This is a genomic window from Neptuniibacter sp. QD48_55 (assembly GCF_047778115.1).
GTDB lineage: Bacteria > Pseudomonadota > Gammaproteobacteria > Pseudomonadales > Balneatricaceae > Neptuniibacter.
Window position 1 is genome coordinate 239,103 of the sequence record NZ_CP180555.1, and the last position, 25,071, is coordinate 264,173.

Annotated in this window: 19 protein-coding genes and 1 tRNA gene; 8 read left to right on the top strand and 12 right to left on the bottom strand. The window is 44.7% G+C overall.

Features of this window, described 5'->3' with window-relative positions; genetic code table 11:
• Positions 1 to 266: 266 nt before the first annotated feature.
• Positions 267 to 1,994: a S8 family serine peptidase gene (locus ACMXYW_RS01075; protein ID WP_415904907.1), complete on the bottom strand. Its 1,728-nt coding sequence runs from the start codon at positions 1,992 to 1,994 to the stop codon at positions 267 to 269.
• Positions 1,995 to 2,481: 487 nt separating this feature from the next.
• Between ACMXYW_RS01075 and ACMXYW_RS01080 the strand changes: the two genes are divergently transcribed.
• Positions 2,482 to 3,348, top strand: coding sequence for a class I SAM-dependent methyltransferase (locus ACMXYW_RS01080; protein ID WP_415904908.1), 867 nt, complete (start codon positions 2,482 to 2,484; stop codon positions 3,346 to 3,348).
• 143 nt (positions 3,349 to 3,491) lie between these two features.
• Here ACMXYW_RS01080 and ACMXYW_RS01085 read toward each other — a convergent pair whose 3' ends face one another.
• Complete coding sequence (locus tag ACMXYW_RS01085) at positions 3,492 to 4,643, bottom strand: PQQ-dependent sugar dehydrogenase (RefSeq protein WP_415904909.1); 1,152 nt, start codon at positions 4,641 to 4,643, stop codon at positions 3,492 to 3,494.
• Positions 4,644 to 4,937: 294 nt separating this feature from the next.
• On the opposite strand from ACMXYW_RS01085, the gene ACMXYW_RS01090 reads away from it, so the two are divergent.
• Positions 4,938 to 5,267, top strand: a complete 330-nt coding sequence (locus ACMXYW_RS01090; protein ID WP_415904910.1) for a hypothetical protein — start codon at positions 4,938 to 4,940, stop codon at positions 5,265 to 5,267.
• 5 nt (positions 5,268 to 5,272) lie between these two features.
• Here ACMXYW_RS01090 and ACMXYW_RS01095 read toward each other — a convergent pair whose 3' ends face one another.
• Positions 5,273 to 6,616, bottom strand: a complete 1,344-nt coding sequence (locus ACMXYW_RS01095) for a GGDEF domain-containing protein (protein WP_415904911.1) — start codon at positions 6,614 to 6,616, stop codon at positions 5,273 to 5,275.
• 158 nt (positions 6,617 to 6,774) lie between these two features.
• Between ACMXYW_RS01095 and ACMXYW_RS01100 the strand changes: the two genes are divergently transcribed.
• Positions 6,775 to 8,082: an ABC1 kinase family protein gene (locus ACMXYW_RS01100; RefSeq protein WP_415904912.1), complete on the top strand. Its 1,308-nt coding sequence runs from the start codon at positions 6,775 to 6,777 to the stop codon at positions 8,080 to 8,082.
• A gap of 3 nt (positions 8,083 to 8,085) precedes the next feature.
• Here the strand turns inward: ACMXYW_RS01100 and ACMXYW_RS01105 are convergent, their stop codons facing one another.
• Positions 8,086 to 8,673 (bottom strand): TetR/AcrR family transcriptional regulator, encoded by a 588-nt coding sequence (locus tag ACMXYW_RS01105; protein ID WP_415904913.1) that lies wholly within the window; start codon positions 8,671 to 8,673, stop codon positions 8,086 to 8,088.
• A 201-nt stretch (positions 8,674 to 8,874) separates the two neighbouring features.
• On the opposite strand from ACMXYW_RS01105, the gene ACMXYW_RS01110 reads away from it, so the two are divergent.
• Positions 8,875 to 9,819, top strand: a complete 945-nt coding sequence (locus ACMXYW_RS01110; RefSeq protein WP_415904914.1) for an ABC transporter substrate-binding protein — start codon at positions 8,875 to 8,877, stop codon at positions 9,817 to 9,819.
• 101 nt (positions 9,820 to 9,920) lie between these two features.
• Here the strand turns inward: ACMXYW_RS01110 and ACMXYW_RS01115 are convergent, their stop codons facing one another.
• Positions 9,921 to 10,523: a cysteine hydrolase family protein gene (locus ACMXYW_RS01115; protein WP_415904915.1), complete on the bottom strand. Its 603-nt coding sequence runs from the start codon at positions 10,521 to 10,523 to the stop codon at positions 9,921 to 9,923.
• Positions 10,524 to 10,638: 115 nt separating this feature from the next.
• Between ACMXYW_RS01115 and ACMXYW_RS01120 the strand changes: the two genes are divergently transcribed.
• Complete coding sequence (locus tag ACMXYW_RS01120; RefSeq protein WP_415904916.1) at positions 10,639 to 11,598, top strand: GlxA family transcriptional regulator; 960 nt, start codon at positions 10,639 to 10,641, stop codon at positions 11,596 to 11,598.
• Between the two features lie 55 nt (positions 11,599 to 11,653).
• Here ACMXYW_RS01120 and ACMXYW_RS01125 read toward each other — a convergent pair whose 3' ends face one another.
• Positions 11,654 to 12,667, bottom strand: a complete 1,014-nt coding sequence (locus ACMXYW_RS01125; RefSeq protein ID WP_415904917.1) for a zinc-dependent alcohol dehydrogenase family protein — start codon at positions 12,665 to 12,667, stop codon at positions 11,654 to 11,656.
• 163 nt (positions 12,668 to 12,830) lie between these two features.
• The gene (locus ACMXYW_RS01130) at positions 12,831 to 13,340 is read right to left on the bottom strand and encodes a hypothetical protein (protein ID WP_415899832.1); all 510 of its coding nucleotides are present in this window, start codon (positions 13,338 to 13,340) and stop codon (positions 12,831 to 12,833) included.
• A gap of 125 nt (positions 13,341 to 13,465) precedes the next feature.
• On the opposite strand from ACMXYW_RS01130, the gene ACMXYW_RS01135 reads away from it, so the two are divergent.
• Both ACMXYW_RS01135 and ACMXYW_RS01140 read left to right on the top strand, forming a co-directional pair.
• The gene (locus ACMXYW_RS01135) at positions 13,466 to 13,879 is read left to right on the top strand and encodes a hypothetical protein (RefSeq protein WP_415904918.1); all 414 of its coding nucleotides are present in this window, start codon (positions 13,466 to 13,468) and stop codon (positions 13,877 to 13,879) included.
• 102 nt (positions 13,880 to 13,981) lie between these two features.
• A tRNA-Thr gene (locus tag ACMXYW_RS01140) sits at positions 13,982 to 14,057 on the top strand.
• A gap of 25 nt (positions 14,058 to 14,082) precedes the next feature.
• Here ACMXYW_RS01140 and ACMXYW_RS01145 read toward each other — a convergent pair.
• The 3 genes from ACMXYW_RS01145 to waaF all read right to left on the bottom strand — a co-directional run bounded on the left by ACMXYW_RS01145 (position 14,083) and on the right by waaF (position 19,363).
• The gene (locus ACMXYW_RS01145) at positions 14,083 to 17,142 is read right to left on the bottom strand and encodes an EAL domain-containing protein (RefSeq protein WP_415904919.1); all 3,060 of its coding nucleotides are present in this window, start codon (positions 17,140 to 17,142) and stop codon (positions 14,083 to 14,085) included.
• Between the two features lie 194 nt (positions 17,143 to 17,336).
• Positions 17,337 to 18,341 (bottom strand): lipopolysaccharide heptosyltransferase RfaC, encoded by a 1,005-nt coding sequence (gene rfaC, locus ACMXYW_RS01150; protein WP_415904920.1) that lies wholly within the window; start codon positions 18,339 to 18,341, stop codon positions 17,337 to 17,339.
• Positions 18,338 to 19,363 (bottom strand): lipopolysaccharide heptosyltransferase II, encoded by a 1,026-nt coding sequence (gene waaF, locus ACMXYW_RS01155; RefSeq protein WP_415904921.1) that lies wholly within the window; start codon positions 19,361 to 19,363, stop codon positions 18,338 to 18,340. The genes rfaC and waaF overlap by 4 nt, the downstream gene beginning before the upstream one ends.
• Positions 19,364 to 19,723: 360 nt before the next feature.
• Between waaF and ACMXYW_RS01160 the strand changes: the two genes are divergently transcribed.
• Positions 19,724 to 20,722, top strand: a complete 999-nt coding sequence (locus ACMXYW_RS01160) for a branched-chain amino acid aminotransferase (RefSeq protein WP_415883173.1) — start codon at positions 19,724 to 19,726, stop codon at positions 20,720 to 20,722.
• Between the two features lie 76 nt (positions 20,723 to 20,798).
• On the opposite strand, the gene glnE is transcribed toward ACMXYW_RS01160, so the two are convergent.
• Together glnE and ACMXYW_RS01170 are read right to left on the bottom strand one after the other, a co-directional pair.
• Complete coding sequence (gene glnE / locus ACMXYW_RS01165) at positions 20,799 to 23,699, bottom strand: bifunctional [glutamate--ammonia ligase]-adenylyl-L-tyrosine phosphorylase/[glutamate--ammonia-ligase] adenylyltransferase (protein ID WP_415904922.1); 2,901 nt, start codon at positions 23,697 to 23,699, stop codon at positions 20,799 to 20,801.
• 109 nt (positions 23,700 to 23,808) lie between these two features.
• On the bottom strand, positions 23,809 to 24,930 hold the full coding sequence (locus ACMXYW_RS01170; RefSeq protein WP_415904923.1) for an inorganic triphosphatase: 1,122 nt from the start codon (positions 24,928 to 24,930) through the stop codon (positions 23,809 to 23,811).
• Positions 24,931 to 25,071 lie beyond the last annotated feature (141 nt).

Consider the following 25,071-nt stretch of genomic DNA (forward strand, 5'->3'; position numbering starts at 1 on the left):
GAGATAACATCGGAGCCTGCGACGATGGCCCGTAGGGTGAGCGTTAGCGAATAATCCCGTACTTTTCTATTTCCTTATGTTTTTTGCTATTAGCTTCAATCGAGCTACCAGCATGTCCCTAAACACCTGCGTCCAGCAAGTACAGCGTTTTTACTTATGGCCACAGTGCCGGAGGAAGAACGTGGTGTAGACCAGTCTCCGAGGGAGATGGTCTACATGAGGGTTAACAGAAACAAATAAATTGCTTTGATTCTTTGCTTGGGCTACTAACAACCTCGTTTAGGATGACACTTTGTGCTACCTGAGCCTGAACCATCATCAGTGCTGCTAGAATCGACGCTGATTTGCTCACTCAATACCCATTCAGAGGACCCTGCACTGTTAGATGCTCTTAATCGGTATTTGTATGTTCCATCCCCTAAGCTATGGATAAAGCTAGTGGTGTCTGCAGCAATCTTGCTGTCTGCATTCACTACATCAGCATATGCTCCCCATTTCTTACCGCGAGCTTTTTTACTCACCTGTAACTCGTACCACTCTTCAGTATCGACATCGAACCAAGATAGTGAAACTTCACTTCCATTCACAGATGCATCAAATAGTGATGGTGCATCAGGAGCCTGCAATGTTGGTTCTGGTTCGGAAGGAGGTTCAGTAGACAGTGCTTGCATTGCTAAATATGCGTCTGCGATACCTGTTCCGCAACTGTTACATGTAGCAGGGAAGGAACGAGCATTTTCTTTAATGAGTTGCTCGACCTCCATTGGAGTGATTGCAGTGTTTTCAGAGTAAAGTAAGGCTACTAAACCAGAGATATGCGGTGCAGCCATACTCGTTCCGGCCATGCCCACGTATCGTTCGTTACCTGGCCCTGTTACGCCGTCATTATGCGTCGAAATTACATATGTGCTAGTACTGGTACTTCCTTCACCGCCGGGTGCAGCTATATCAACGAGGTCCCCATAATTGGAATAATTTGCCTTGCCTCCGTTTCGGTTAACCGCTGCAACATTGATAACGTTTGAACAACTTGCTGGGGTGAAATTCGCTGTATTGGTGTTACTGTTACCGGCAGAGACAACAACGCTGACGTTGTTCGAGACTGCATAATTAATCGCTGCTTGCATTGATGAGTTGGGATCACAGCTACTATTTCCACCTAAACTCATGTTGATTACATTTGCGCCGTTGTCGGTTGCCCAGTAGATGGCATCTGAAATATCTGAGTAAGTTCCCCCGCCGACACCAAGCACGCGCACATGCATGAGTTGAACGCGGTCATATCCGACACCGGCCAAACCATTACCATTGTTCGTTACAGCACCGACAGTGCCAGCTACGTGAGTGCCATGCCAGCTGCTGCTCTGTGCTGGATCGGTATTATCTCCAGGATCACTCGGATCAGAATCACGGCCATTACCATCATTGGCTATGTCGACGGAACTGATCATGTCATAACCAGGAATGGTATTAGCGTTTAAATCTGAGTGATCAGTGCTTCCAGTGTCAAGAATGGCTACAACCGCTTTTTGGTCGCTGCTATTAAGGTTTTCCCATGCTTGTGTTGCATTTAATCCGCCTGGTTCGCTTGGGCTGGAGTTCGGCCCAAAGTAATGCCACTGGTAATCTTGAAGCAGAGGATCGTTAGGAAGTGCGAAAGGAACCATGTGGATGTCTGGTTCCGCATGGGAAATACCTTCAATTTTAGATAAAGCCTTTGCTAGGCCTTTGGCTTGGTTGGGTGATTTTAGTTCATCTAGTTGAAAAATTAGTCGGCCATTTGCTGTTTCGCGGAGAAAGCTCATAGGAACGCCAGCTGCTTGAGAGAGGCGATCTGCTTCAAACCGACCATTTGCAAATTGATCGTCAAATTTAACAATCAATTGATCCGTGCCTGTTGCAGAGGGAGTTGCATATAAGTACATGGGCGAAGATGAAAGCAGCAGTGATGCTAGAAGTGCTTTTGGAGTATTTAATCTATTGAAGGAAGGCATGACTGTTCCTCATTAGTTCTCATTTAGAAATCTCTATTGAATATTCAAACAGCAATAAGCGAACCAAAATCAAAAAAGTTAAATATTAATAGGATTTAATCATGCCTCGATTTTATCTACTTTAGAAAATATTAATAGAAAAGATTTATTAAAATTTTATCTACATTTTCGAGCTATCACTTTGTTTTTATTGATCATCTATCAGAGTTGAAGAAGTGCTGCTGGCAGCGCTTACGGTGTGTTTTTCTGTGGTCAATATTTAGAGGAATTGATCTTATTTTGTAACAACATCGCATCAGAAAGGCGCGTCATTTTCAGATTAAACTTTTCTGGATTCAGAGGATGAAGTGCATAAATGCGATGCATTTTTTTTCGCAAAATGAGAAATGTTATTCGTGTATTTGTCTAACTGTCTGATAGTTATGTGTTTTTTGTTTGGTGCGTTTATTGCTGTTTGATTGTTTAACGGTCAATAGAGGTTTTTAAAATGAAAACTAATGTCGATAAGCTCAAAATACTAGATTTGAATCGCCGATTTCATGACGAGGTCGAAGCTGATAATTATGATGAACGCATGGGGGTAAACCATTCAATATTAGAGGTTCGAAATACAGTTTTAGAGCTAGAGTCAGTCTTGGGAAGACCTTTGCCTGCTAAAGGGAGGGTTGTTGATTTAGGGGCTGGCACTGGGAACATATCTATAAAACTAGCTTTGGACGGGCGTTTTGAAAAAGTAACGGCAGTAGATATTAGCAGTAAGAGTCTCCAAGTTCTGGAAAGTACAGCATTGAAACACGGTGTTGAAGTGGACACTATTGTCTCAGATATGCAGAAACTCCCCTTTGAGACGAATAGTTTAGATTTAGTTGTAGGGTGTGCATTTCTACACCATTTGCCTGATCCGGTAGCTTTTATGCTTGAAGTTCGCCGGGTTCTTAAACCTGAGGCTCCGTTTATCATCATAGGAGAGCCTAGTTACTTTGGTGCAGCTGTAACGAATATGGTTAAGTTTCCGCTGGTATTGATAAATAGGCTTAGAAACTCTTTTTCAAGGGAGAGACTGTTTCATTGGGAGCATGACCAAATCGACGTGCATACATTCTCTCACGATGATATAGCTGAGATTTTTAATAGCAATTTTAAGGAGATTAGAGTCAGCAGTGAAGGTTTTGCAGAGCCGGTTATCGATCAAGCTGCTTTAGTGCCATTGCGGCATGTTTTGCCGGATTATCTTCCGCTTAGGGTTATATTTACTGTTATTAGAAAGGTTGCTAGGTTTACGGATTATTTAATCTTTAATCCACTATTGCCAGCATCAATGAAAGTTACCCTTAAAATTTCAGGTAGCTCGTGACTATTAACCAAGAGCAATAATATTGAGGGCGATTCATATCCATTGGTTCATTATTGACCGTTATTATGCATGTTTCTAAGTATGGCTGAGCCACAGTGCCTTATGAACTTGCTCTATACCGATTGGCCGGTGGTTTGAACATCTCAAGGTGTTACTTTAATCAGCCTTCCATTCCCCTCATCAGTCAAAAGATAAATCGCCCCTTGTTTATCCACTTCTAGATCTCTTATGCGGACGTCCAGATCTTCCAAATAACGATGTTCTTCGAATTTTTGATTCGTTTCTGAAGTACCGGAGCCCTTAGTAAGCCGATTAAGATGACTGCCTTTTAATGCGCCAATGAGAAAATCGCCTTGCCACTCTTTGAATAGGTCTGCTTCATAACGGATCAAACCTGAGGGAGCAATCGAGGGAACGTAATAATATTCTGGCTGCTGCATCCCTTGTTTGTGGGTGCCTTCACCAATGGATGGGCCCCAGTACTCCTTACCGTAAGTAATGATCGGCCAGCCGTAGTTTTTTCCTTTCTGGACTAGATTCAGTTCGTCTCCACCCCTAGGGCCGTGTTCATGAATCCAGATATTGCTTTGAGAATCGATAAACATTCCTTGTGGATTTCTGTGGCCATAGCTGTAAATACTTTCTGGGATAGGTTTGCCTGATTTTTCGGTCATGCCTATAAATGGATTGTTTTTTGGGGTGCTACCATCTTTGTTGATGCGATGGATTTTCCCCGCGTGATCAGACAGATCCTGAGAGCGGTGGCGCTGCCCTCTATCACCCACGCTGATATATAGGTTGTCATCTGCTAAGGCGAGGCGTGAACCATAGTGGTGGACTTTGCCGCTGTATGGGAGGGCTGTGAATAATACTGTCCAATTGACTAATTCGAGGTCTGGGCTTAGTTCGGCAGAGGCTACACGAGTGGTCGATCCTTTCGATCTGTCTTGGTGGCTGAAACTGAGATATAGCTTTCGGTTGCTTGCAAAAAGAGGGTCACTGATTACGTCTAAGAGTCCGCCCTGACCATCAGGGTTAATATCTTCAGGCCAGCCGGTCACTTTCTGTTTTTTGCCTGTGTTTGTATCGACCATCCAACCACCGACCTCTTTTTCTGTGATCAGCAATTCATGATCACTTATCCAGGTCATGCCCCAAGGGTATTCGATACCTTGAGCTATGATCTTTGTATTTAGGTTGGTTGCTGCTGAGGCGGAAAATGACAAAGACAGCCCTGCTATAGCTGTAAAAACTACACCAAGAATAGTTTGTTTAGGTAAGTTAAACGTTCTCATCGAAATGGCCTCATTGAATACGCATTGGCTGGTGCTGAATGATTAAGATTCGTACGTCATGCTTTTAGAGATCAGATCATTAAGATTAGTTTAAATCAAAAGTGAGTGAGAGAACGGTTTTCCCATCTTCAGATTCTGCTTTTTAATGATCTTTATATTCGAAATAACACTTTGCTTTCAAAACGTTAAGCTCGCTACCCTTTTTGTAAACTGATAACTGTTGTAGGTGAAAATAGGCTTAACAATAAAAGGGACAATAAAAAGATGAGCATGAAATAGATCTCCACGCTGCTTGTGGGACTTGCGCTAATTACATCGTTTCAAGCTAAAGTCGATTGGCAGAAAGCGGATAACTACAGACAGAGTGATAAAACCGATATCTACCTAGCTGCCTCCTTGAATGTTTATACGGCAGCGAATGTTAAACTTGAAGGCTTGAACAAAGCTCCTTTGTATTGTCAGCCAGAAAAGGTGGATTTAGGCCCAGAGCATGCGGTCTCTATTTTCGAGAAGGAACTGCAATACCGCATGAAGGATGGCTCCAAAAATAGCCCTTTCTGGAAGGAAACCGATCTTGAGTATGTGTTATTGTGGGGTCTGCAATGCGCTTTCCCTTGTGAATAATATGTCTAACCTCTGACGCAGTTTCTGCCTGCTTGCTTAGCTGCATATAGATTTGAATCAGCTTCGTTAATCAGGTTTTGATAATCAGGGTGGCCAGAAAAGCTTGCTATACCAAAGGAAGCGGTCACATTAATTGTCCTCGATTCTGCAATTGTGATGGAGGTATCGTGGATAGTTTTTCGCATTCTTTCAGCTAGCTTCATGGTCTCCTGCTTATCCAATTCTGGTGCTACGATGAGCATCTCTTCACCACCATATCGAAATGCATAATCTGTTAATCTGATGTTCTCCTTAATTAATCTGCAACATTGTCTCAAAACTGCATCGCCAGCTTGATGACCGTATAGGTCATTAACGCGTTTAAAGTGATCTAGGTCGATCATAATTATTGAGTAGGGCGGACCGCCGTTAATCGCCATTTGAGTTTCTTGCTGCAAGATGGGGTCAAGGAACCTTCGTTCCAATAAAGTTGTTAGCGCATCTTGTTTGGATTCTTTCGCTAAATTGCAGTTGGCTTCTTCTGTTAGATGCCAAATTAATTCTTGCAGAATCTGTTTTAGAGCATTTAGATCCTTGGAATTGGCCCTATCACCTTGGGCGTGCAAGTTCTCTCGGTGTTGGTCAGAGTAGTCCAATGCTACGTTAATTTTTTCAAGTCTCTTAGAGCTTGAAACGATCAGGGGAAGCTTGTGCTTGATCCACAAGCCGAAATCTTTTTGCTTTATGGATTCTGAGAAAGACTCACTTTCTTTGGGAAAGGCTATCAGATTGGAAGTCATCCATTGATAAATGCTGCTTTTGATTCGCTCTATCTCCAAGGCGAGCTCTTGCGCCGATGATGCCGTGATAAATTCTTGTGAGGTCCGTTCGTGTGCAACTTTCCCTCTGAGGTAAGACTCATTAATGAGGCTCATGGCGGCATCAAGAATTTTGTTTATCAGAATGACTGAATCAATGGTTTTCTGTAATGCTAAGTTACTACCCAAAACTGTATGAATGATGCCTTCTTTGATGATGGTCATACCCGCATCAACCAAAGGCATAGGTATTTCAACCCTAGAGTGTACCTCGCCTACTTTTAAGTGTGATCTTAAAGAGTCTTGTACTTGGTCTTCGCGTTTAGGAGACAGGGTCTCTTTAAGCCACTTCTCGAGCTGCTTTTTTAATCGAATCTCTACGAGGTGATTATCTAAAAATTGCGCAGAAGCAGGGTCCGAAAGTAACACGGAATAGAATTTCTCAATATATGAATGAATATTGGGTTCTATTATCGGGGAGAGCTCTTTGAGAATGTTGTTTGCGTCCGTGTCAAAAATATTTCCATAGTAATAACTGCTAACGCTAACCATGGTTAAACCCAAACGTTGTGATAACTATGTTGTGTATTAACTCTAGTTAAAGGCTAGGTATTTACCAGTTGTATGTACATTTGGTTTGCGGAGCCTTCTCTTTCCTATACTGAACCCAGACCCCAACCTTATTGGCAATAACCTAGAGGAAAGTCACTGTGGCTAGAGATAGACCGATTCCATCAGGCCGAGCAAGTCGTTTGCTCAAGTTGGGCCGCCTTGCTGGTGGAATCGCAGGTGAGATGATCTCTGAAGGCGCGAGCCAATTGCTAGCAGGTAAGAAAGTTAAAGCTATTGATCTGCTACTAACTCCTGAAAATGCTAGGCAGCTGACGGATAAATTATCGGAGATGCGCGGCGCGGCCATGAAGGTTGGACAATTGTTATCCATGGAGGCTGGCGATTATCTTCCACCTGAACTTACCGATGTTTTAGCGACCTTGCGTGAGAGCGCTTATACCATGCCACAAGGACAGGTGGTTGATGTGTTGGAAAAGGCTTGGGGAAGCGGTTGGGAAGATGAGTTAGAGTGCTTTTCTTTTACACCACTTGCGGCGGCTTCTATCGGACAGGTGCACGAGGCTAAAACCAAGCAAGGCCAGCACCTAGCGATAAAAATTCAGTATCCCGGGGTGCGCGACAGCATCGACAATGATGTAAATAATGTCTCTACGTTGTTCAAACTGTTACGGTTGGTGCCAAAAGGGTATGACCTGTCCCCGCTTTTAGATGAGGCGAAACGGCAGCTGCATCAAGAAGCTGATTATAACGCTGAAGCTGCCAGTATCACCGAATATGGTCGTTGTCTCGGAAGTGATTCTAACTTTGAATTACCCACAGTAGATAGCTCACGTAGCAGTACGGAAGTGCTCTCAATGTCATTTGTGCCGGGCGTACCTATAGAGTCACTGGCTGGTGAATCGAGTCAGTTGCGTAATCGGATCGCCACCCGCATGTTGGCTCTGATGTTAAAAGAAGTGTTTGAATGGCAATTGGTTCAGACCGATGCCAATTTCGCGAATTATCGATACCAAGCCGATAAGGAGTGTATCGGCTTGTTGGATTTTGGAGCGACTAGGCGTTATCCGACTGAGTTTACCGAACTGCTAAGGCAATTGATGACGGCTGCGCGGGATGATGACCATACTGCTATCGAAATTTATGCCATAGCGTTGGGCTATCTCCGGACAGATGAGGATCCGATTTATCGGCAAGGGTTATGCGAAATGATGCGTATGGTTGCCGAACCTCTGCGACAAGAGGGATGCTTCGATTTTGGCCTTTCAGATCTCTCTAAGCGGGTAGCAAATCAGGCGATCTCCTTACGTGTACGTCAGCGCTATATGCATCTACCGCCGACAGATGTACTGTTTTTGCATCGGAAATTCGCGGGTACTTACCTACTTTGTGGACGTTTACGAGCGCAGGTGGATATGGCCAACTTGATTAAACCTTATCTCGTTTAATCGTTAGAATTGACCGAATCTCTCCGCTTTTTCCAGCATCCTTAATAGTTTGCTATGTGCTTGAGCTTGTTGCGGACTCTGATCTCGACACCAAGCGCTTAACGTCACCAAAAAAATCCCTGTAAGTGCAATTTCCTGAATTTGACGGCGTCGTCCGCCAGCATTTAGCTCCGCCATATCAAGCCATAGTTGGACTAAGCGTGAGAGATCAAAAATCATGGGTATCCAGTGGTGCATATGCGGCGGATGTAACTTTGCTTTAAGCATCTGAGAGGTAACCGCGTGATAGGGAGCCAGTGCTTCAAACCAGCGCCAAATAATATGATCCAAACGTGCAGCAAAAGATAAGCTAATAATCTCATACCTATCTGCAGAGAGCATGGTTTCTAGGGCCTGTGAAAACCAGAAATCGGCAATCGCATTGGTATCAGCGAAGTGTTTATAAATTTCGCTGATTGAAGTGTCACAATGCACTGCGATATCGACCAAACTGAGGTCGTACCAGTTTCCCTGCTGTTGCGCTAAATCTAACGCCGCGTTGAGAATGGATTGGGCGTCTAAACTCTCTGGATTAGGTTGTGCATCATTCATAATTTAAGCTTCGTTCAACCAAGGCGAGTAACCTAACTTCGAACCGAGTATGTTAAAAGGTCATGTTAAACAGTATAGGGCAGCAACATTATTCCAATGTGATGTATACGGAATGAGCCGTTTGTATATTTATAAACGTTTATGAACTCACTTTTTATGTAATATGCTTAAGCAATTATTAGCTAAATGTTGAGGAAAGCCATGTTTCGAGTGTTAAAAGGCTTATTGTTAAGCATGGTATTTATATCGAGTGCTAATGCTGGGCTGATACGTGTGGCTTTAAATGACTTTCCAGGTCCGGACATGTTACCAACATTAATCGCAATTGAGCGAGCTAAAGAAAGAGGCTTGGGCATTAAAGTAGACTATATGCTTTCCGAAGAGAAGGCATTGCTAGCGATTATAAATAATCGCGCTGATATCGGTATGGGAGTGCCTTACCAGAAGGTTCAGCAAACCGCAGTGCCATTACGTATGTTCTTTCAGATAAATAAACTTCGCTTTCATCCCGTAGTAGATTCCCGACATTACAATAGCTGGGAAGAGTTGGACGGTGAGGATATGTATTCTCATGGCAAAGGTTCAGGTACGGAAGCGATGGTTCAAATGATGGCGAAAAAGTATGGTATCAAGTACCGAAAGATGGTCTATCTTTCAGGCTCTGGCGTGCGTGCTAATGCCATGGTGAATGGCAGGGTGCATGCCACGGTTGTGGATACGAAACGTAAAAACAAATTACTTGCGAGGCCCAATTCGCCGTTTAAGACTTTGCCGGTAGATCAAATTGATGCCACAGATGAAGCGCTTTATGCAAATGAGTCATTTATTCGCACCCACCGGGAAGAGCTTGTGATCCTGGTAGAAGAGCTTTTGTATGTATGGAACCGAATGAATTCTGAGCCTGCATTTATTCTGGAACAGCGAAATAATTATGGCCTATTGCCAAAGATTGCTGATGAAAAAGTGCTTAGATATATGAAAGAGATGGTCGAAGAAGATACTTTCCCAAGTGATGGTGGTCGAGCAGCTGCGTTTGCTGCAGATATCGATTTCTATGGCTTTGCTGGAACTATTCGGAACCCTGAAGCACAGAGTGCTAATCAATATTGGGACTTTTCTCTGCTCAATAAAGCGATCGGTAACTAAGCAGAAAATAACGATTCTAGATGAATCTCCGTTGTTGGGGGAAAGCAAATGAATAATGGAAGAAGGGGAGTTGGTTAACTCCCCCTTTTTTATCGTCTAAATTAATCAGGTACATTTGCTACAGCAGGCACAACCGCAGAAGGAAGGTCGGATAGAGCAGCTAAGGCAGCAGCCTGAATCTGCTCTGCCGGAATGATCTCGTTAGAAGTCGTCGATGGTAATGCACGAGTGGCGGTTGCTGAAGCGACAACGGTTGGGTTGTAGCCAAGTGAGAATGCACCTCTTGCCGTTGAATTCACACACATGTGCGACATAAATCCGCAAATGATCAGGTTGTCGATCCCTTTCTCTTTAAGAAGGTTATCTAGCTCGGTTTCTACAAAAGAGCTTGGATAGTTTTTGGTGATTACGGCTTCACCTGAAATAGGGGCCACGATATCAGCAATCTGTCCAATTGGGCTGTTTACATCGTACGGTGTGCCTGCGCCAGCATCATGTTGAATATGGTAAATGGGACGGCCAGCCGCTCTAAATCGTTCAAGTAAGGTTTTACAGTCTTCGAGAGCAGCTTCGACTCCCTCTAATTTCATCACGCCTTCGCAATAAGTGTTTTGGGCATCAATAATAATCAAAGCAGATTGACTGATTGGGCTCGCTTCATTACTTAAGCCTGCTAAATCTCGGATCGTTGGTTGCTCGCTCATCGTCTGTTCTCCATCACTCAATTTAGATATCGGCAGATAGCCAGATAGTTAGTCATATTATTCATTGGCTTTTCTTTCTATACTGGGGGCGAAACTGGCATAAAAGGTGTCAAAAATGACAAAGACTTCAACGGGAACAATAGCCACCGTCGAAATAGGGATTGTTCATTATCCGGGAGCGCTGTTGTCTTCGGTTCAAGGCATTGCAGAGCAGTTCTACTTAGCTAATTCGATCTGTCAGCAAAACGGTCTTGAAGCTGTTTTTAAAACTCAGATATGTGATAGCCAGAAGTTAGATGTTGCAGAGTTTGATCAGATGAAGCCTTTGCAGGTTATTATTCTGCCGCCTTGTCTAGAAGATAGTTATTACTTAGCGCCAGAGAGCAGCCTTCTGAGTTGGCTGACATGGCAGCATAAACAGGGCGCTATTATCTGTTCAGTATGCGCCGGCGCATTCGTACTCGCTAAAACAGGACTATTGGCAGGGCGCAAAGCGACGACGCATTGGGCTTTAGCTGATGATTTTGCTAGCCGTTTTCCTGAGGTTGTTCTTGATAGTCATAAGTTGTTAATTAACGATAGTGATATTATTACCGCCGGTGGCTTAATGAGCTGGGTCGATCTTGGATTAGAGCTGGTGGCGCAGTTTACCAACTCTCAGATTATGCGGCAGCTAGGCAAATACCTAATTGTTGATACCGCACCCAGAGAGCAACGTTTTTATCAGACTTTTACACCACGCCTTGATCATGGTGATGAGGTGATTGTTAAAGCGCAACATGAGTTACATCGTAATTACAGCCAGACGGTTGTGATCAGACATTTGGCCCAGTTAACCCATCTGACTGAACGTACTTTCTTACGTCGGTTTGTAAAAGCGACTGGCCTGAAGCCTTCTCAATATTTGCAAAACCTACGTATTAAAAAGGCCTGTGAGTTGATCGAGACCAATAGGATTTCTATTGAAAAGATAGCGGCCAATGTAGGTTATGAGGATTTGAGCGCATTTAGGAAAACGTTTACCAAAATAACTGGGCAAACCCCTAAAGAGTTTAAAAGCAGGTTTGTGAGTTGATTAGCTCATTACGATTAGGTGCGTAGTGAGCTAATCACGCATGCAGGTTTGAACCTTATTCGGCTTCGATGACAACTTTACCGAAATGTTTAGCGCCTGCCATATATTCGTAAGCATCTTTAGCTTCGTCAAACGAGAACGTTTTATCTATAACAGGGTTTAGGTTTTGCTCAGCCATAAATTCAGTTAAGTGGGTAAGCATTTCGGTGCTGCCTACATAGATACCTTGAATCCTGAGTAGGTTGAAAATTGTCATTAGGCTGATCGTCGGGTTTTCTAGGCCACTTAGAATACCAATCACAGAAACCGTACCATTGACTTTGGCTGAAGCGACTGACTTTTCAAAGGTGCCTGCGCCACCCACTTCTAAAACGTTATCAACGCCTTTGCCATCTGTAAGTTTCAGAACTTCCGCTTCCCAATCGGGAGAGGTCTTGTAGTTAATCGTGTGGTCCGCGCCTAATGTTTTAGCACGCGCTAGTTTCTCGTCGCTAGATGAAGTGATAATCACTTTGGCGCCTTTGGCTTTCGCGAGTTGTAAACCAAAGATGGAAACACCACCCGTACCTAACAGAAGAACTGTATCGCCTGGCTTAATGCTGCCAACATTAACTAGGGCGTGCCAAGCGGTTGTTGCTGCGCAGGGGAGGGTTGATGCTTCACTGTAAGATAGATGTTCAGGGATTTTTACCGTGCAATCTTCTTGCAGAATAAAGTAGTCCGCTAGCACTCCATCTATTGCGCCACCCAGAGCCGAATTAAGACCTTGATCATCGATCTCGCCATCTACCCAGTGTTGGAAAAAGTTACCAATGACTCTGTCGCCTGCCTTAAATTGAGTAACCTCGTCACCCACACTAACCACTTCGCCAGCGCCGTCAGACAGAGGGATGATTGGGCGTACATCATTCCGTACATAGCCACCTAAAGTAATTAACGTATCTCTATAGTTAAGAGAACAGGCCTTCATCTTAACCAGAATCTCTTTGCCATTGGGTTTAGGCGTTTCTATTTCGATTTGCTTAATCGCTTGAATGCCTTCGGCGGAATCTACTTGGTACGCGCGCATAACTGTTCTCCACTAAATGTTGTAGGAAAGAGTGGCACTGAGATAAGGAAGGGGCAACTGCTAATATGAAAAATGGCTCTAAAGTAGTGAATTTTTAATAATCTATCGGGACAACGAAGGGTAGAGGGTTGGTGGTTCCGCTACCCTAATCAGCAGGAAAAATCTATTTTACGCAGCTCATGCTGTTTATATCGCGAGAACGGATGTTGAAATTATCCATTAGCTGACGGAAGGTTTCATCGCTCAATGCAGCTTTTTGGAACGTGCGATGGAAATTATGATCTACCTCTATTTCCGGTTGCGTTGTCATCTTTTTGTGCATTTGTGACAGAGTTATTAGGTTTGAATCGTACTGGGCGAGTTCAGCTTCTAGTTCCGGGGAGAGGTCAATCCAGTTGTTGATACTGCCCCAAGTTTGTACTTTGTCAGGGGTATGCTTGAGCGCTAATTTCACAGCAAGGACACGTCGTTCTATTGAAAGTAGCTGTGTGTCTCGGTAATGGTTTATACGCTCGGCATGTTCAGGTAACAGCTCCAAGGCGCGTTTGGTGCTTGCATGTTGCCACGTGGTTTGGGCTTTTGCGTAGAGCTCAAATTTTTCGATGCAGCTGGTAGATTCAGCTAGAGCGCCGCCTGAAGTGCTTAAGATCATCAAGTAAGCTAAGAATCTCAATGGTAATCCTCTAGTTGAAAATAGTTTGGTATTTGTTCGATTTTAAAGTATTTGATCTAAAACGCTTTACGTCCTTAGCACTGAATATCTCTGTCTATAATTAAGAGGTTAATAACTAATTACAAATGCGTGATATGGCCTATCAGTATCAGATAGAAAATACTGGAAAATATATCCGAGTGGAGATCTCTGGTAGCCGCAAACCTGAGCATGCAGTGCGGGAAGCATTAGATGTGTGGGCAGTAATAGCTGAAACGGCACAATCTTTGGGGCAGCAAAAGGTGCTCTACCTCTCGCATATTTGTGGTTCTATACCAGTGATGGAAGCTTACGATGTGGTGGATCAGTTTGTTAATAATGATTGGACTCACTTGAAAATTGCTTATATCGATTTAGTGGATTCAGATGAGGATGATTTGATGATGCTAAAAGCGATCTGTTTTCAGCATGAGATACAATTTGAGTTCTTTGACAATGAGGAGCAAGGACAAGATTGGTTGAATAACTTAGACGATCAACGCGGACGAGAACCGTTTTAACCTCTGTTTTGTATGATAATTAATCGCTTTGAAAATAAATTTTAAAATAGACTTGATTCGCGTCGGATAACTGCATATTATTCGCGTCCTCTTCTGAGATGTGCCGGTATAGCTCAGTTGGTAGAGCAACTGACTTGTAATCAGTAGGTCCCGAGTTCGACTCTTGGTGCCGGCACCACTTTCTCTCCTTTGATAGTTATTTCTTAAGCACCGTTTTCATCTGAATTAGTCTGTTTCCCCTGTTCTAATGCTTCGCTAAACATTTCTGATGTTACGGGCTTGCCAAGCAAATAGCCTTGTAGAAAATCGCAACGTAGTTCGTGAAGGTAGGCTTTCTGTTCTTCCGTCTCTATCCCTTCTGCTGTAACACTTAGACCTAGCTGGTGGGCCATCGCTATAGTAGCTGAGACTAAGATCTGAGAGTCCGGGTTGGTTGCAAGCTCTCGGATAAATGAACGATCGATTTTCAGATTATCGAACGGGAATCGTTGTAGGTAGTTTAGAGAGGAATAGCCGGTCCCGAAGTCATCCATAGAGATCTGAATCCCCATATCTGAGATCCTCTGAAGGGTATTATCCAGTTTGGAGGATGCCTCAATAATTAGCCCCTCTGTTACTTCCAGTTTCAGGTGTTCAGGTTTAAGACCGCTGTATTCAAGCGCTTGGTTTATATCTTTAATAAAGTCATTGCCCTTAAACTGCCTCGGCGACACGTTAACAGAGATAGTGAAATCAGCATGTCCTTGCTCGATCCAACGTTGAGCTTGTTTGCAGGCCTGTTTTAGTACCCAACGACCTATAGGGATAATTAGGCCTGTCTGTTCGGTTAGAGGGACAAATTCGACCGGCGATACATCGCCGAGTTTAGATGAATGCCACCGTAATAATGCTTCTGCACCTACAATCTTAGGTGTGTCGTTTAAGCCGCATATTAATGGCTGAAAAGCCAAACTCAGTTCGTCATTGGCAATCGCTTCACGTAGGCAGTTATCGAGTTCTAATTGTCGAATCGCGACATCATTCATCTCTTGGGTGTAATAGTGGAAGCGGTTACGCCCATCTTTTTTAGCTTTATACATGCCGATATCTGCAGCACGCAATAGCGCTCTAAAATCGACTGCATCATCTGGGAAAATGGCGATGCCAATACTAGCAGTCACAATCAGTTGCTTACTTTGAATGAAGAAGGGTTGTACGAATTTCTCTAAAATTAGCTCTGCTGTGAGTTCCGCTTGTTCCGGTTTATCTAGATCTTCGAGAATAACGATGAACTCATCTCCCCCGTGGCGCGCTAACGTGTGGTTATCAGCTAAGCAGCTTTGCAGCCGTTTAACCGCTTGTTGTAGTAGTTGGTCTCCAATATCGTGACCTAAGCTGTCGTTCACCTTTTTAAAGTCGTCTAAATCGATAAACATTAAAGCCAGTTTGCGACCTTCTCGACGCATTTTCTTCATCGCTTGTTCAGCACGATCACGTGCCAAAACTCGGTTCGGTATATTGGTGAGTAAGTCATACTGCGCTTGATAGAGAATATGCTCTTCTTGCTCTTTCTGGCGGCTAATGTCGCGTATCGCAACGATGTTAAACAGGCCATCATCAAACTGCATACTGGCTGATGATATTTCAGCAGGAAAGGTAGAGCCGTCACCACGTTGTAGCGAGATTTCAAATGAAGACTGATTCTTTTGCTCTAGCTCTAGAATCTCTTTGGATATCTCTTTGTTAAATAAAGCGTTTAAAGAAGAGGAAATTAGTGTTTCTTTGTCTGTTGCAAAAATGCGGCATAGGGCTTGATTTACATCGATGATCTTGTGGTTACTGTAGATTAGTAAACCTTCGGCGACCAAATCAGATAGCTGCCGAAAACGATCCTCACTTGCTGATAGCTTTTTCTGGGTGGCAACTCTTTGTCTGATATCACGGAAGGAAGAAACTCTCGCTTTCTCACCATGCCAAAGTACTGTCCGACCCGTTATGACTACCGGTATCTCCTCTTGTTGGCTTGTAATAATGGCAGCTTGATAGGGTTGCTCGGACTTAGTTCGCGTATGTTCAAGAGCAAGAGGTAAGCTATCAGCTGTGAAAAGGGTTTTTGGATCAAGTTTAATAAAGTCTTGATAGCTATAGCCAAACAGTTCTTCTGCTCTCTTATTGAGGTCGACAATGCCTTGTGAATTGTGGATAAAGATAGCTTCGGAAGTGACCTCTTCAAAACGTTGTAAACGTTGTTCACTTTGTTCAAGCTCCTGCTGATAGCGTTGAGTTGAGCCTAAGCTTTGTCTTAGTTGTCTATAAAGGAGCTTGATGGCGACTAAGGTTAAAAAGAACATCGCCCCAATCAAGGATAACGCGATTTGATGCTGAGTTATCTGTTCTGCGGTTTGAAATTGTTCAGGTTCTAACAGAAATGAGATGTGCCAACCTGGCAGCTCTTCTAATGGTGCGTTTTCATAGATAAACAGTTGTTCATCCTTTTCTATCACTGAGCTATCTAACTTGCGGCTGAAACCTAAGTGTTCAGGTATTGAATCGCCAAATTGTCGTGATGCTGCGACCTGCTTTTCTTGTATTGGAGAGAGAGGGAATAAGGTCTTGTATAGCCAGTTTTCATTGTTGGAAGCAAAGACAACACCGTTCGGATCAATCAAAGAAGCGTTACCTGGGAGTCGATGGAAGCGCTCTTCAATTTGATCCGGTAGAAATTTGATTATAGCTACACCAATAGGGGATTCAGCATCTGAATAAATAGGGTGGCTGAAATAGAGACCGCGTTTTTTTGTTGTGACGCCCAAAGCTAAGTGAACGATTGGTATACCTTGAATCGCTTGTTGAAAATACGGGCGAAAAGCATAGTTTTTTCCTACAAGGGTCGTCTCCGGTGGGCGGTTGTCTGCTTGGGTAACGCCGTTCTTATCCATGATGTAACAGATAGATGCCTGCAATGTATGGCAGTAACGTTTTAGTTTCTTCTTGATTCGAGAGTGATTTGTATCGGGGTTAAGTATGTATTGGGTGATTTGTTGCTCACCTGCCATTAGCGCAACTGCGTGTGTTCTATTACGGATGAAAGCATCCGCTTGACTGGCTAACAACTTAGTGATGTTCTGACTGTGATTACGCGCTTCGGTTTCGCTTTTACTTGCCAGATTTAAATAGATCCCAATGCCGCCTATCGCGATCAAAAATAGTGGTAAAACAACGAGCGCAAGTAAGCCGCGGATGGGCTTATTGATGTGAACGTTTTCAGAGTGATCTGTTGCCAAAGTAAACCTTCTTAATACAACAAAGCCGAACAAAACGAATGTTCGACAAATTAGGTTTATGCAGTCGTTGCAGTGCTAGCTAATGTTCGCTCCTGTACATTAGGGCGTATAAATAGTTCTAGGAAAAACCTTTCATTTTATCCTAGAACTATTTACCTGATAGGCAAATAGTTAGATGCTTTTTTATCGACTTATTAACTAGTTAAGCTGATTTGGCTGGATAATGTATCCCAAACAATTTCAGGCGTAAGCGGTGCAAAAATAGCAGGTTCAACATCGTTTTGATTGGCAGGGCATACACTGGCTTGTAGGCAGGTTTGGTCTTTACCATAGCCACCAACTAATCCAGGATCAGTTGGGCCAAATAGAATGACGTTAGGCGTATCTAATGCTGCAGCTAAGTGGGATAAACCCGTGTCCACAGAAACACAAGCATTCGCACCCGTCAGGATGGAAGCGATTTCAGCTAAAGGGAGGCGTGGTAATACTTCAGCATTTTCGTGTGCTTTAGCAAGCCTTTGTGCTCGTTGTTGCTCTGGTTCTGAGCCCCAGGGCAGTTTGATCTTCCAGCCGGCATCACCTGCGAGTTTGATCAATGCTTGCCAGTAAGTTTCAGGCCAATGCTTATCAAAGCGAGTCGTGCTGTGTTGAAAGACCAGATAGGGTTCTTCGTGATGCGTTTGCTTTAAGAAGTGCTGACGAATATTAAAATCACCACGCTCATCTGAGAGATTGTACCCAAGCGCTTGGGCAAACAATTGGCGAACGCGCTCAACGGCATGTTGCTGTTTCGGAACCGAAACTGAGGTGTCGTAAAATCGTGCAGCTAATGGCTCTTTGGCAGAGTCTTTATCTAAGCCGAATGAGGGCCCATTTGCTAAGCGTGTAACCAACACGGCACTTTTGAGTAAGCCTTGGGCGTCAATAATTGCATCGTACTGTTCTGTTTGCAGTAGTTGTTTGTATTCGGACCACTCACCGCTTTTTAGCGTGCTCCAGATATTCTTGCGCCAGCGACGAATGGCAACCGGGATAACCCGATTAACTGATGGGTGCCATGAAGGTACTTCGGTAAAATTTTCTTCTACAACCCAATCAAACTGCACGCCCGGAATTGCGCGAGCCGCGTCTGTGAGTGCAGGCAAGGTATGGATGATATCGCCCATGGATGAAGTTTTAACAACAAGAACCTTCTTCATCGGTTTAATCCATCGATGGTTGCCTTATAAGCAAGCTCAGGTGTGATATCGATCATACTTTGATGATAGCCTTGGTCAGCATCACCTTTTCTGATTTTTTGGTAGCCTTCGATCAGCCTAATGATCTCCGCTTTATCGGATAGCGGTGGTGTAAATCCAGGGCTGGTAGGGCCGTATAGTGCAACCAGCGGCACATTGACGGCTGCCGCAATATGCATCAATCCAGAATCATTACTCACCGCCGCTTGGCAATGCGCGATCAGGTCGATAGCTTGAGGAAGCGTGGTAACACCGGCTAAGTTGCTGCAGCGCTGTTGTTCTTCAATCGTAAGCTGGTCTTGAATTTGTTGGCATACCGGCTTGTCTTTTTCGGAGCCAAATAGCCAGATCTGGTAGCCATCAGCAATTAATAGCTTCGCTAGTGCTGCATAGTGATAATCGGGCCAGCGTTTAGCTGGACCAAACTCGGCACCTGGGCAAAACGCGATCGCTTTATCAGGGTTTAGTTTGAACTGAGCTAAAGCAGCTTCATACTCGGCGCTATCCACTGTCAGTTGCGGATAAGGGATCTGTTCCATCGGCATGGCTGGTGTCCCTGGTGCTTCTGCTAGGCCAAGGTAGCGCTGAACCATCAATGGATAGGCTTCTTTATCCAGTGGTCTAAGGTCGGTCAGCAAGCCATAACGCATCTCACCACGCCAGCCAGTTCTTTTTGGAATTTTGGCAAACCATGGGATTAACGCAGATTTTAGTGAGTTGGGCAGCACGAGAGCTTGCTCATAACCGTTTTTAGCGAGTTCCTGACCAATCTGTTTGCGTAGACCCCATTGCAGGCTGCCATGTCCTACCGGCATCTCAATCGCTTTATTGACCTCGGGCATACGCGCTAAAACAGGTCGACACCAGTTCGGCGCTAACACGTCGATCTCAATATCAGGGTTCTTCTGTTTTAGGTGCTGGTACAGAGATTGGCTCATTAACATGTCGCCTACCCAAGATGGGCCGATGATAAGCGTTTTCATTGGCTGTTATCCATTTGCTGTGTGAACGACATAGGAGAGTGAACCTTCTGCTCTGTTGCTTTTAGATTACGATCAAAAATAGCGCGTTATCGTGCTGAGACAGCCCGATAAAAACGGTATTTGATAAGGTGAGAATCATACAAGAATTGGAGAAAAACGCCCAATTTCAATTCTTATAGGGTTTATTGGCACTTTAATTCCGCAAGATGCGCTGTAGAAGGGCTCAGGGAATTCCAATTTTCTGTTATCAGGATTAGAATATCAGCCCTTAATTTGTACATATTATCTCTGTTTGCCCCTCTATCGAGTGTATCGAAGGGCAAAACAGTAACGCATCAAAATAATTAGAAGGAAGGTCTCATGGCAACTGCATTCGGCTCCGTTTTTATGCCTGAAATGTCAATCTCTTGGTTTGACGGTTCCAGCTGGAGTGCGGTCGAAATGGTCCCTAGTGACAGCATCAACTTGCACCCAGGTGCGCATGTGCTGCATTACTCTTCGACGTGTTTTGAAGGTCTTAAAGCATTCCGTCATGAAGATGGTTCGATCAAAGTTTTCCGTATTGATCGTAACGTATCTCGTATGGCACAAAGTGCGCGCCTTTTGGCACTGCCAGAATTGGATGAGGAATTTGTAACTCAGATGATTCTGGATACAGTGAAGCGCTTTGCAGATGAAGTTCCTGCACCTCCGGGTTCTATGTATATTCGTCCAACGTTGTTTGGTACTGAGCCTGCGATCGGTAAAGCAGCTGCGCCATCTGAAACAGCTTGCTTCTACGTACTGCTTTCACCTGTAGGTGATTACTTTGCGGGTGGTGATCGCGCGTTGCGCTTGTTGGTAGAAGATAACGGCCTACGTTGTGCGCCTCACAATGGCATGATTAAGAGTGGTGGTAACTACGCGAGTGCATTACTGCCAACGATGAAAGCTAAAGCTGAACACAATGTTGATCAAGTTCTATTCTGTCCAAACGGTGATATTCAGGAAACTGGCGCAGCTAACTTCTTGCTAATCGATGGTGACGAAGTCATCACACGTGATCTGGATGAAAGCTTCCTACACGGTGTAACACGTGATTCTGTTCTAACCATTGCGCGTGATTTAGGTCTTAAAGTATCAGAGCGCAGTATCTCGGTAGAAGAGATGCTTGAGCGTATTGCTAAGCCAGGTTGCGAAGCTGCTCTTTCTGGTACAGCTGCGGTATTGGCGCCAGTGGGTACCATGGTTTATAACGATAAAGAGTACAGCGTTGGTAACGGTGGTATTGGCGAGACAACTCTACGTTTACGTAAGGCGCTAAACGATATCCAATGGGGCAAGGCAGAAGATAAGCACGGTTGGTTAACCGACGTTTAAAAGTCCCCCTAAACAGTTTTATAAAAAAGGGCAGTACCTTCGCAGGTACTGCCCTTTTTCGTTATCAGGAGAAAGCTTAGCTTTCCTCTGACATGATCTCTTGCCAGATGTTAGCGACTGCATTTCGCATCTCAGTCATCTCAGCACCAGAGATAGTATTGGAGCGATCCTGCAAGGTTTGACGATGGCCTGCTGCTCGATAAGCTTTGTAAGCTTCTCGCAGAGTTTCAGCAGTATCTTGGCTGATTAACTCGATCTGCTCGGCAGCATCTAAAATACGGATGTTGTCGGTGAACTCATAAAGAGAAGGGCATTTACCGGCATTGCGTAAAACCAAGTATTGAACGATAAATTCAATATCTACAATGCCACCACGGTCATGTTTAAGGTGGAATACAGGGTTCTCTTCATCATTGCCTTTGCTACCCAGATGGTCGCGCATCTTCTCGCGCATTTCAGTTACTTCTTCTAGTAACTTTTCATCTTCTCTAGGTAGTTTCAGAATCTCGGCTCTCACCTCTTCAAATTTCTCTTTCAGAGCTGCATCACCGGCAACAACGCGTGCACGAACAAGGGCTTGATGTTCCCAGGTCCACGCTTCTTTGTGTTGATAGTCGGAGAAGGCTTTGAGAGAGCTTACCAATAGGCCGGAGTTACCAGATGGACGCAGACGCATGTCCACTTCGTACAACTGACCTGAGGTGGTGAATGTATTTAGGATGTGGATGATCTTCTGACCTAAGCGAGTAAAGAAGACCGAGTTAGCGATCTGTTTATCCCCATCGGTAAACAGGTTCGCATCAGAATCGTGAATAAAGACTAGGTCTAGATCCGAGCCATAGGAAAGCTCGATCCCGCCCATTTTACCGTAACCTAAAACGATAAAGTCTGGGTTGCAGGGTACGCCAGCTGATTTCTGCGGAGCACCGTGCTTTTCGGTCATCAACTTCCAAGCGATATCGACCACCGCTTCTAAGATAACTTCGGCAGTCCAAGTTAAGTAATCACTTACTTTCATGAGCGGCAACGCACCCGTGATCTCAGACGCCGCTACTTTCAACGAGTGGGCGTTCTTGAAGTAACGTAGGGTGTCCATTAACTGTTCCGTATCCTCTTCTGGAATGCGTAGCAGTTGTTGGCGTAGTTCGCTGTTTAGCTGAGCTTTATCCGGTGGCGAATATAGACTGCTAGGGTCAATCAATTCATCTAATAGAATTGGCTGTTTCGCTAGTTTTTCTGAGAACCAGCTGGATGCTGAGCAGAGTTTCACCATCTGCTGAAGTGCGGTTGGGTTTTCGGCCAATAACACTAGATAAGCGGAACGCCTTAAGATCGCTTGGATCAGCGTTAGTACACGACCTAAGGTTTCTGTCGCATTTTCGGTCGCGGCGATTTCACGTAGCAAAATAGGCAGTACGGCTAATAAACGCTCTTTCGCAATGAGCTGTAGCATCTGCACGGTTCGCGATTCGCGCAAGGTGTTGATCTTGTGCCATGCCTCTTTAGGATCGTCGAAACCTTGTTCTTCAAGCAGATCGATTGCCTGTTGATCTTCGAGATCGTCATTCCACAGAGACAGCCAAGTATCGTCACATGCAGAATCCTCTTCTGGCTCAGCTTCTTCACAAGGCGCAATCAGATCGGCAAAGTGGATACGTACCTTTTCGCGGTGACTTTCTAGTTCGGCTGCGAAACTATCCCAATCGTTAAAGCCCATGCTGAATGCTAAGCGGCATTGTTCTACTTCGTCGATTGGTAGTTCTTGAGTTTGCTTGTCAGCTACCGCTTGGATGGCGTGTTCTGCGTTACGGAGAAATTCATAAGCCGCCATCAGCTCCTGAGAGGCTTGTTCCGGCATACCTACGACGTCTGGCAGAATCGGTAAAATATTACACAGCTCGCGTTGTTGCAGACGTGTATCACGGCCGCCACGCAGCAGTTGGAACACTTGAGCGATAAACTCAACTTCGCGGATACCGCCAGAGCCAAGTTTTACGTTGTTATTAAGTCCTTTGCGACGAACTTCGCGGCTGATCATCTCTTTCATCTCACGAAGAGAGTCAAAAGCACTGAAGTCGATATATTTACGGTACACGAATGGGCGGAGAATTTGCATTAGCTCATCTCCCGCTTCTTTATCACCGGCCATTACGCGGGCTTTGATCATGGCGTAGCGTTCCCACTCACGACCATGCTCTTGGTAATAGCCTTCCATAGCATCGAAACTGATCGCCAAGGGGCCAGCTGAGCCGAAAGGACGTAGGCGCATATCGACACGGAATACAAAGCCGTCGATGGTGCTGTTATCCAGCGCCTGAATCAGTTTTTTGCCTAGACGGATAAAGAAGTCCTGATTGTCGAGGCATTTTTTGCTGCCTTCGGTTTCACCGTTTTCTGGGTAAACGTAGATTAGGTCGATATCGGAGGATAAATTCAGCTCGTTTGCACCTAGCTTACCCATGCCCAGTACAACCATGCGTTGCGGCTTACGGCTGTGTCGGCCGGTTGGTGTGCCCCAACGTTCGCAAGCTTGGTCATAAAGCCAGTTCATGGTTTGTTCGACACAGGCATCAGCCAACCAAGACAGCTCGCGGGTGGTGGTACGCATATCGCTGGCACGGGTGAGGTCACGCCAGATTAATCGAACTTGTTCACGCTGACGGAAACAACGGATCGCTTTGTGAAGCTGTTCTTCCGTTTCTAAAGAGCTAAAGGTTTCTTTCAGGGTGTTGTGATACTGCTCTTCTGAATAGGTGCTATATAGATCGCCGCTTTCAAGGAGAGAACTCAACATCTCTGGACGACGCTCAAGTTGTTCCGCCACGAAGTTACTGCCGGTCAGAACACGGCTTAAGTCCTGACTAAAACTCTCAGGGGTGTTGCTCAGTGTGGTCAGAGTTTCTTCAAGGGGTTCCCAGTTTTTGGTGAGTACCGGTTGAAGTGTTTCTGGCAGTAAATCCATGTGCGGTTTGAGCATAAGGCTTATGTCTCCTGAAATGTGAAACTTGGGGCCAAATATGATGCGTACTAAATGAAGACCCCAAAATCATTCTAACAGTCTAAAACAACTGAATGAGTGATGCTTGTCATGCTTTTGTTAAACAACTTTGGGCAAGTTGCTGGTGGCTTTCTTGCCAGCGCTCGCGCCAAGATTTTTCTATCAGCTGCTCTGATATCAGTAGTGCTAAAACGCCCGGTTCTGCGGTTTGTAATAACACATTTAAACGCGCTTCCGAGCGTTGCTGCTGTTGCTTGATCAGGTCGCTATTTTTTTGACCAGAGATAACCGCAGTACGTCGCCACGCATCGATATCTCGTAACTGACGGATCAGTTTGCTGAGAAGGAAGTCGATCTTTCCGTCAGGCTCTGCAGGCACAATATCGCTGTAGCTCTCGTAGAGGGCGCCAATATTACGTAGTGACTCGAGTGCTAAGGGGATGTATTTCCAATCTTGAGTAAATTGCCAAGCTTCTAAATAGCGTGGCCACAGGCCGAGTTCTTTTTGCAACAAAGTGCTGAAGCTTTGTTCTAGCGTAGTAGATTCATCGAATTCGGGTAGTTTGCGATGAACGCCATAGGCCTCTGGATCGAGAAGACGATAGCCTCTTTCAGCTTTACTTATATCGCTGATATAGAGAGGGACATGTTTCGCTAGATCCAATGCGAATTTGACCATCTCGGTCGCCTCGCCCTCCAGCAGTTCCAGTTCCAGCTCGCATAATGGATCTTCTCGGCCTTGAGCGCTCACCGTGCCTTGGTCTAAAGCGATCTCGGCTTTAAGCACATTACCTTTGCTATCAAGGGTATCCAGTATCCATGTTGTGCGGTTAAAGTCGGTGCTAAAAATTGGCGCGACTTGAGCATGAATATTCGGGTCTTGAAGGGCTTTAGGCCATTCTGCACTTTCAAGCAGTTCGTAATCTAATTCTGGCTGTTTGATCAGCCATTCCCACTCTTTGCGTGAGTGCATGCCTGCTTCAGAAGAACCGCTGCTTTTTAGTGTTTGAATCAGCTGTTCGCCTTTACGTCGAATGCGCAGGGCTACACGATGTTGCGTCAGTTGCTGATCGGGGGTGTCGTAATAGATGTTACCTAACTGGTGACTACCCAATTCTCGAACTTGAGAGGAGCGGAACAGGGGTTGTAATTTTAATGATTCCACATGATGCGGGCTTAAAGTTAGCTTTAGCTCTACTTCTAATGCCATCTCTGTTTTTTCTCTTTATAGGCTGTCATCTAAGTTTGCAGTCTAACGCACTAAGATAGGGCTTTAAATCACTCTTGCCGAGTAATGTTCAGATGGATGAATATTTGGCTTTTGTGCCGATTAAGCCTACAGTAGCCGTAA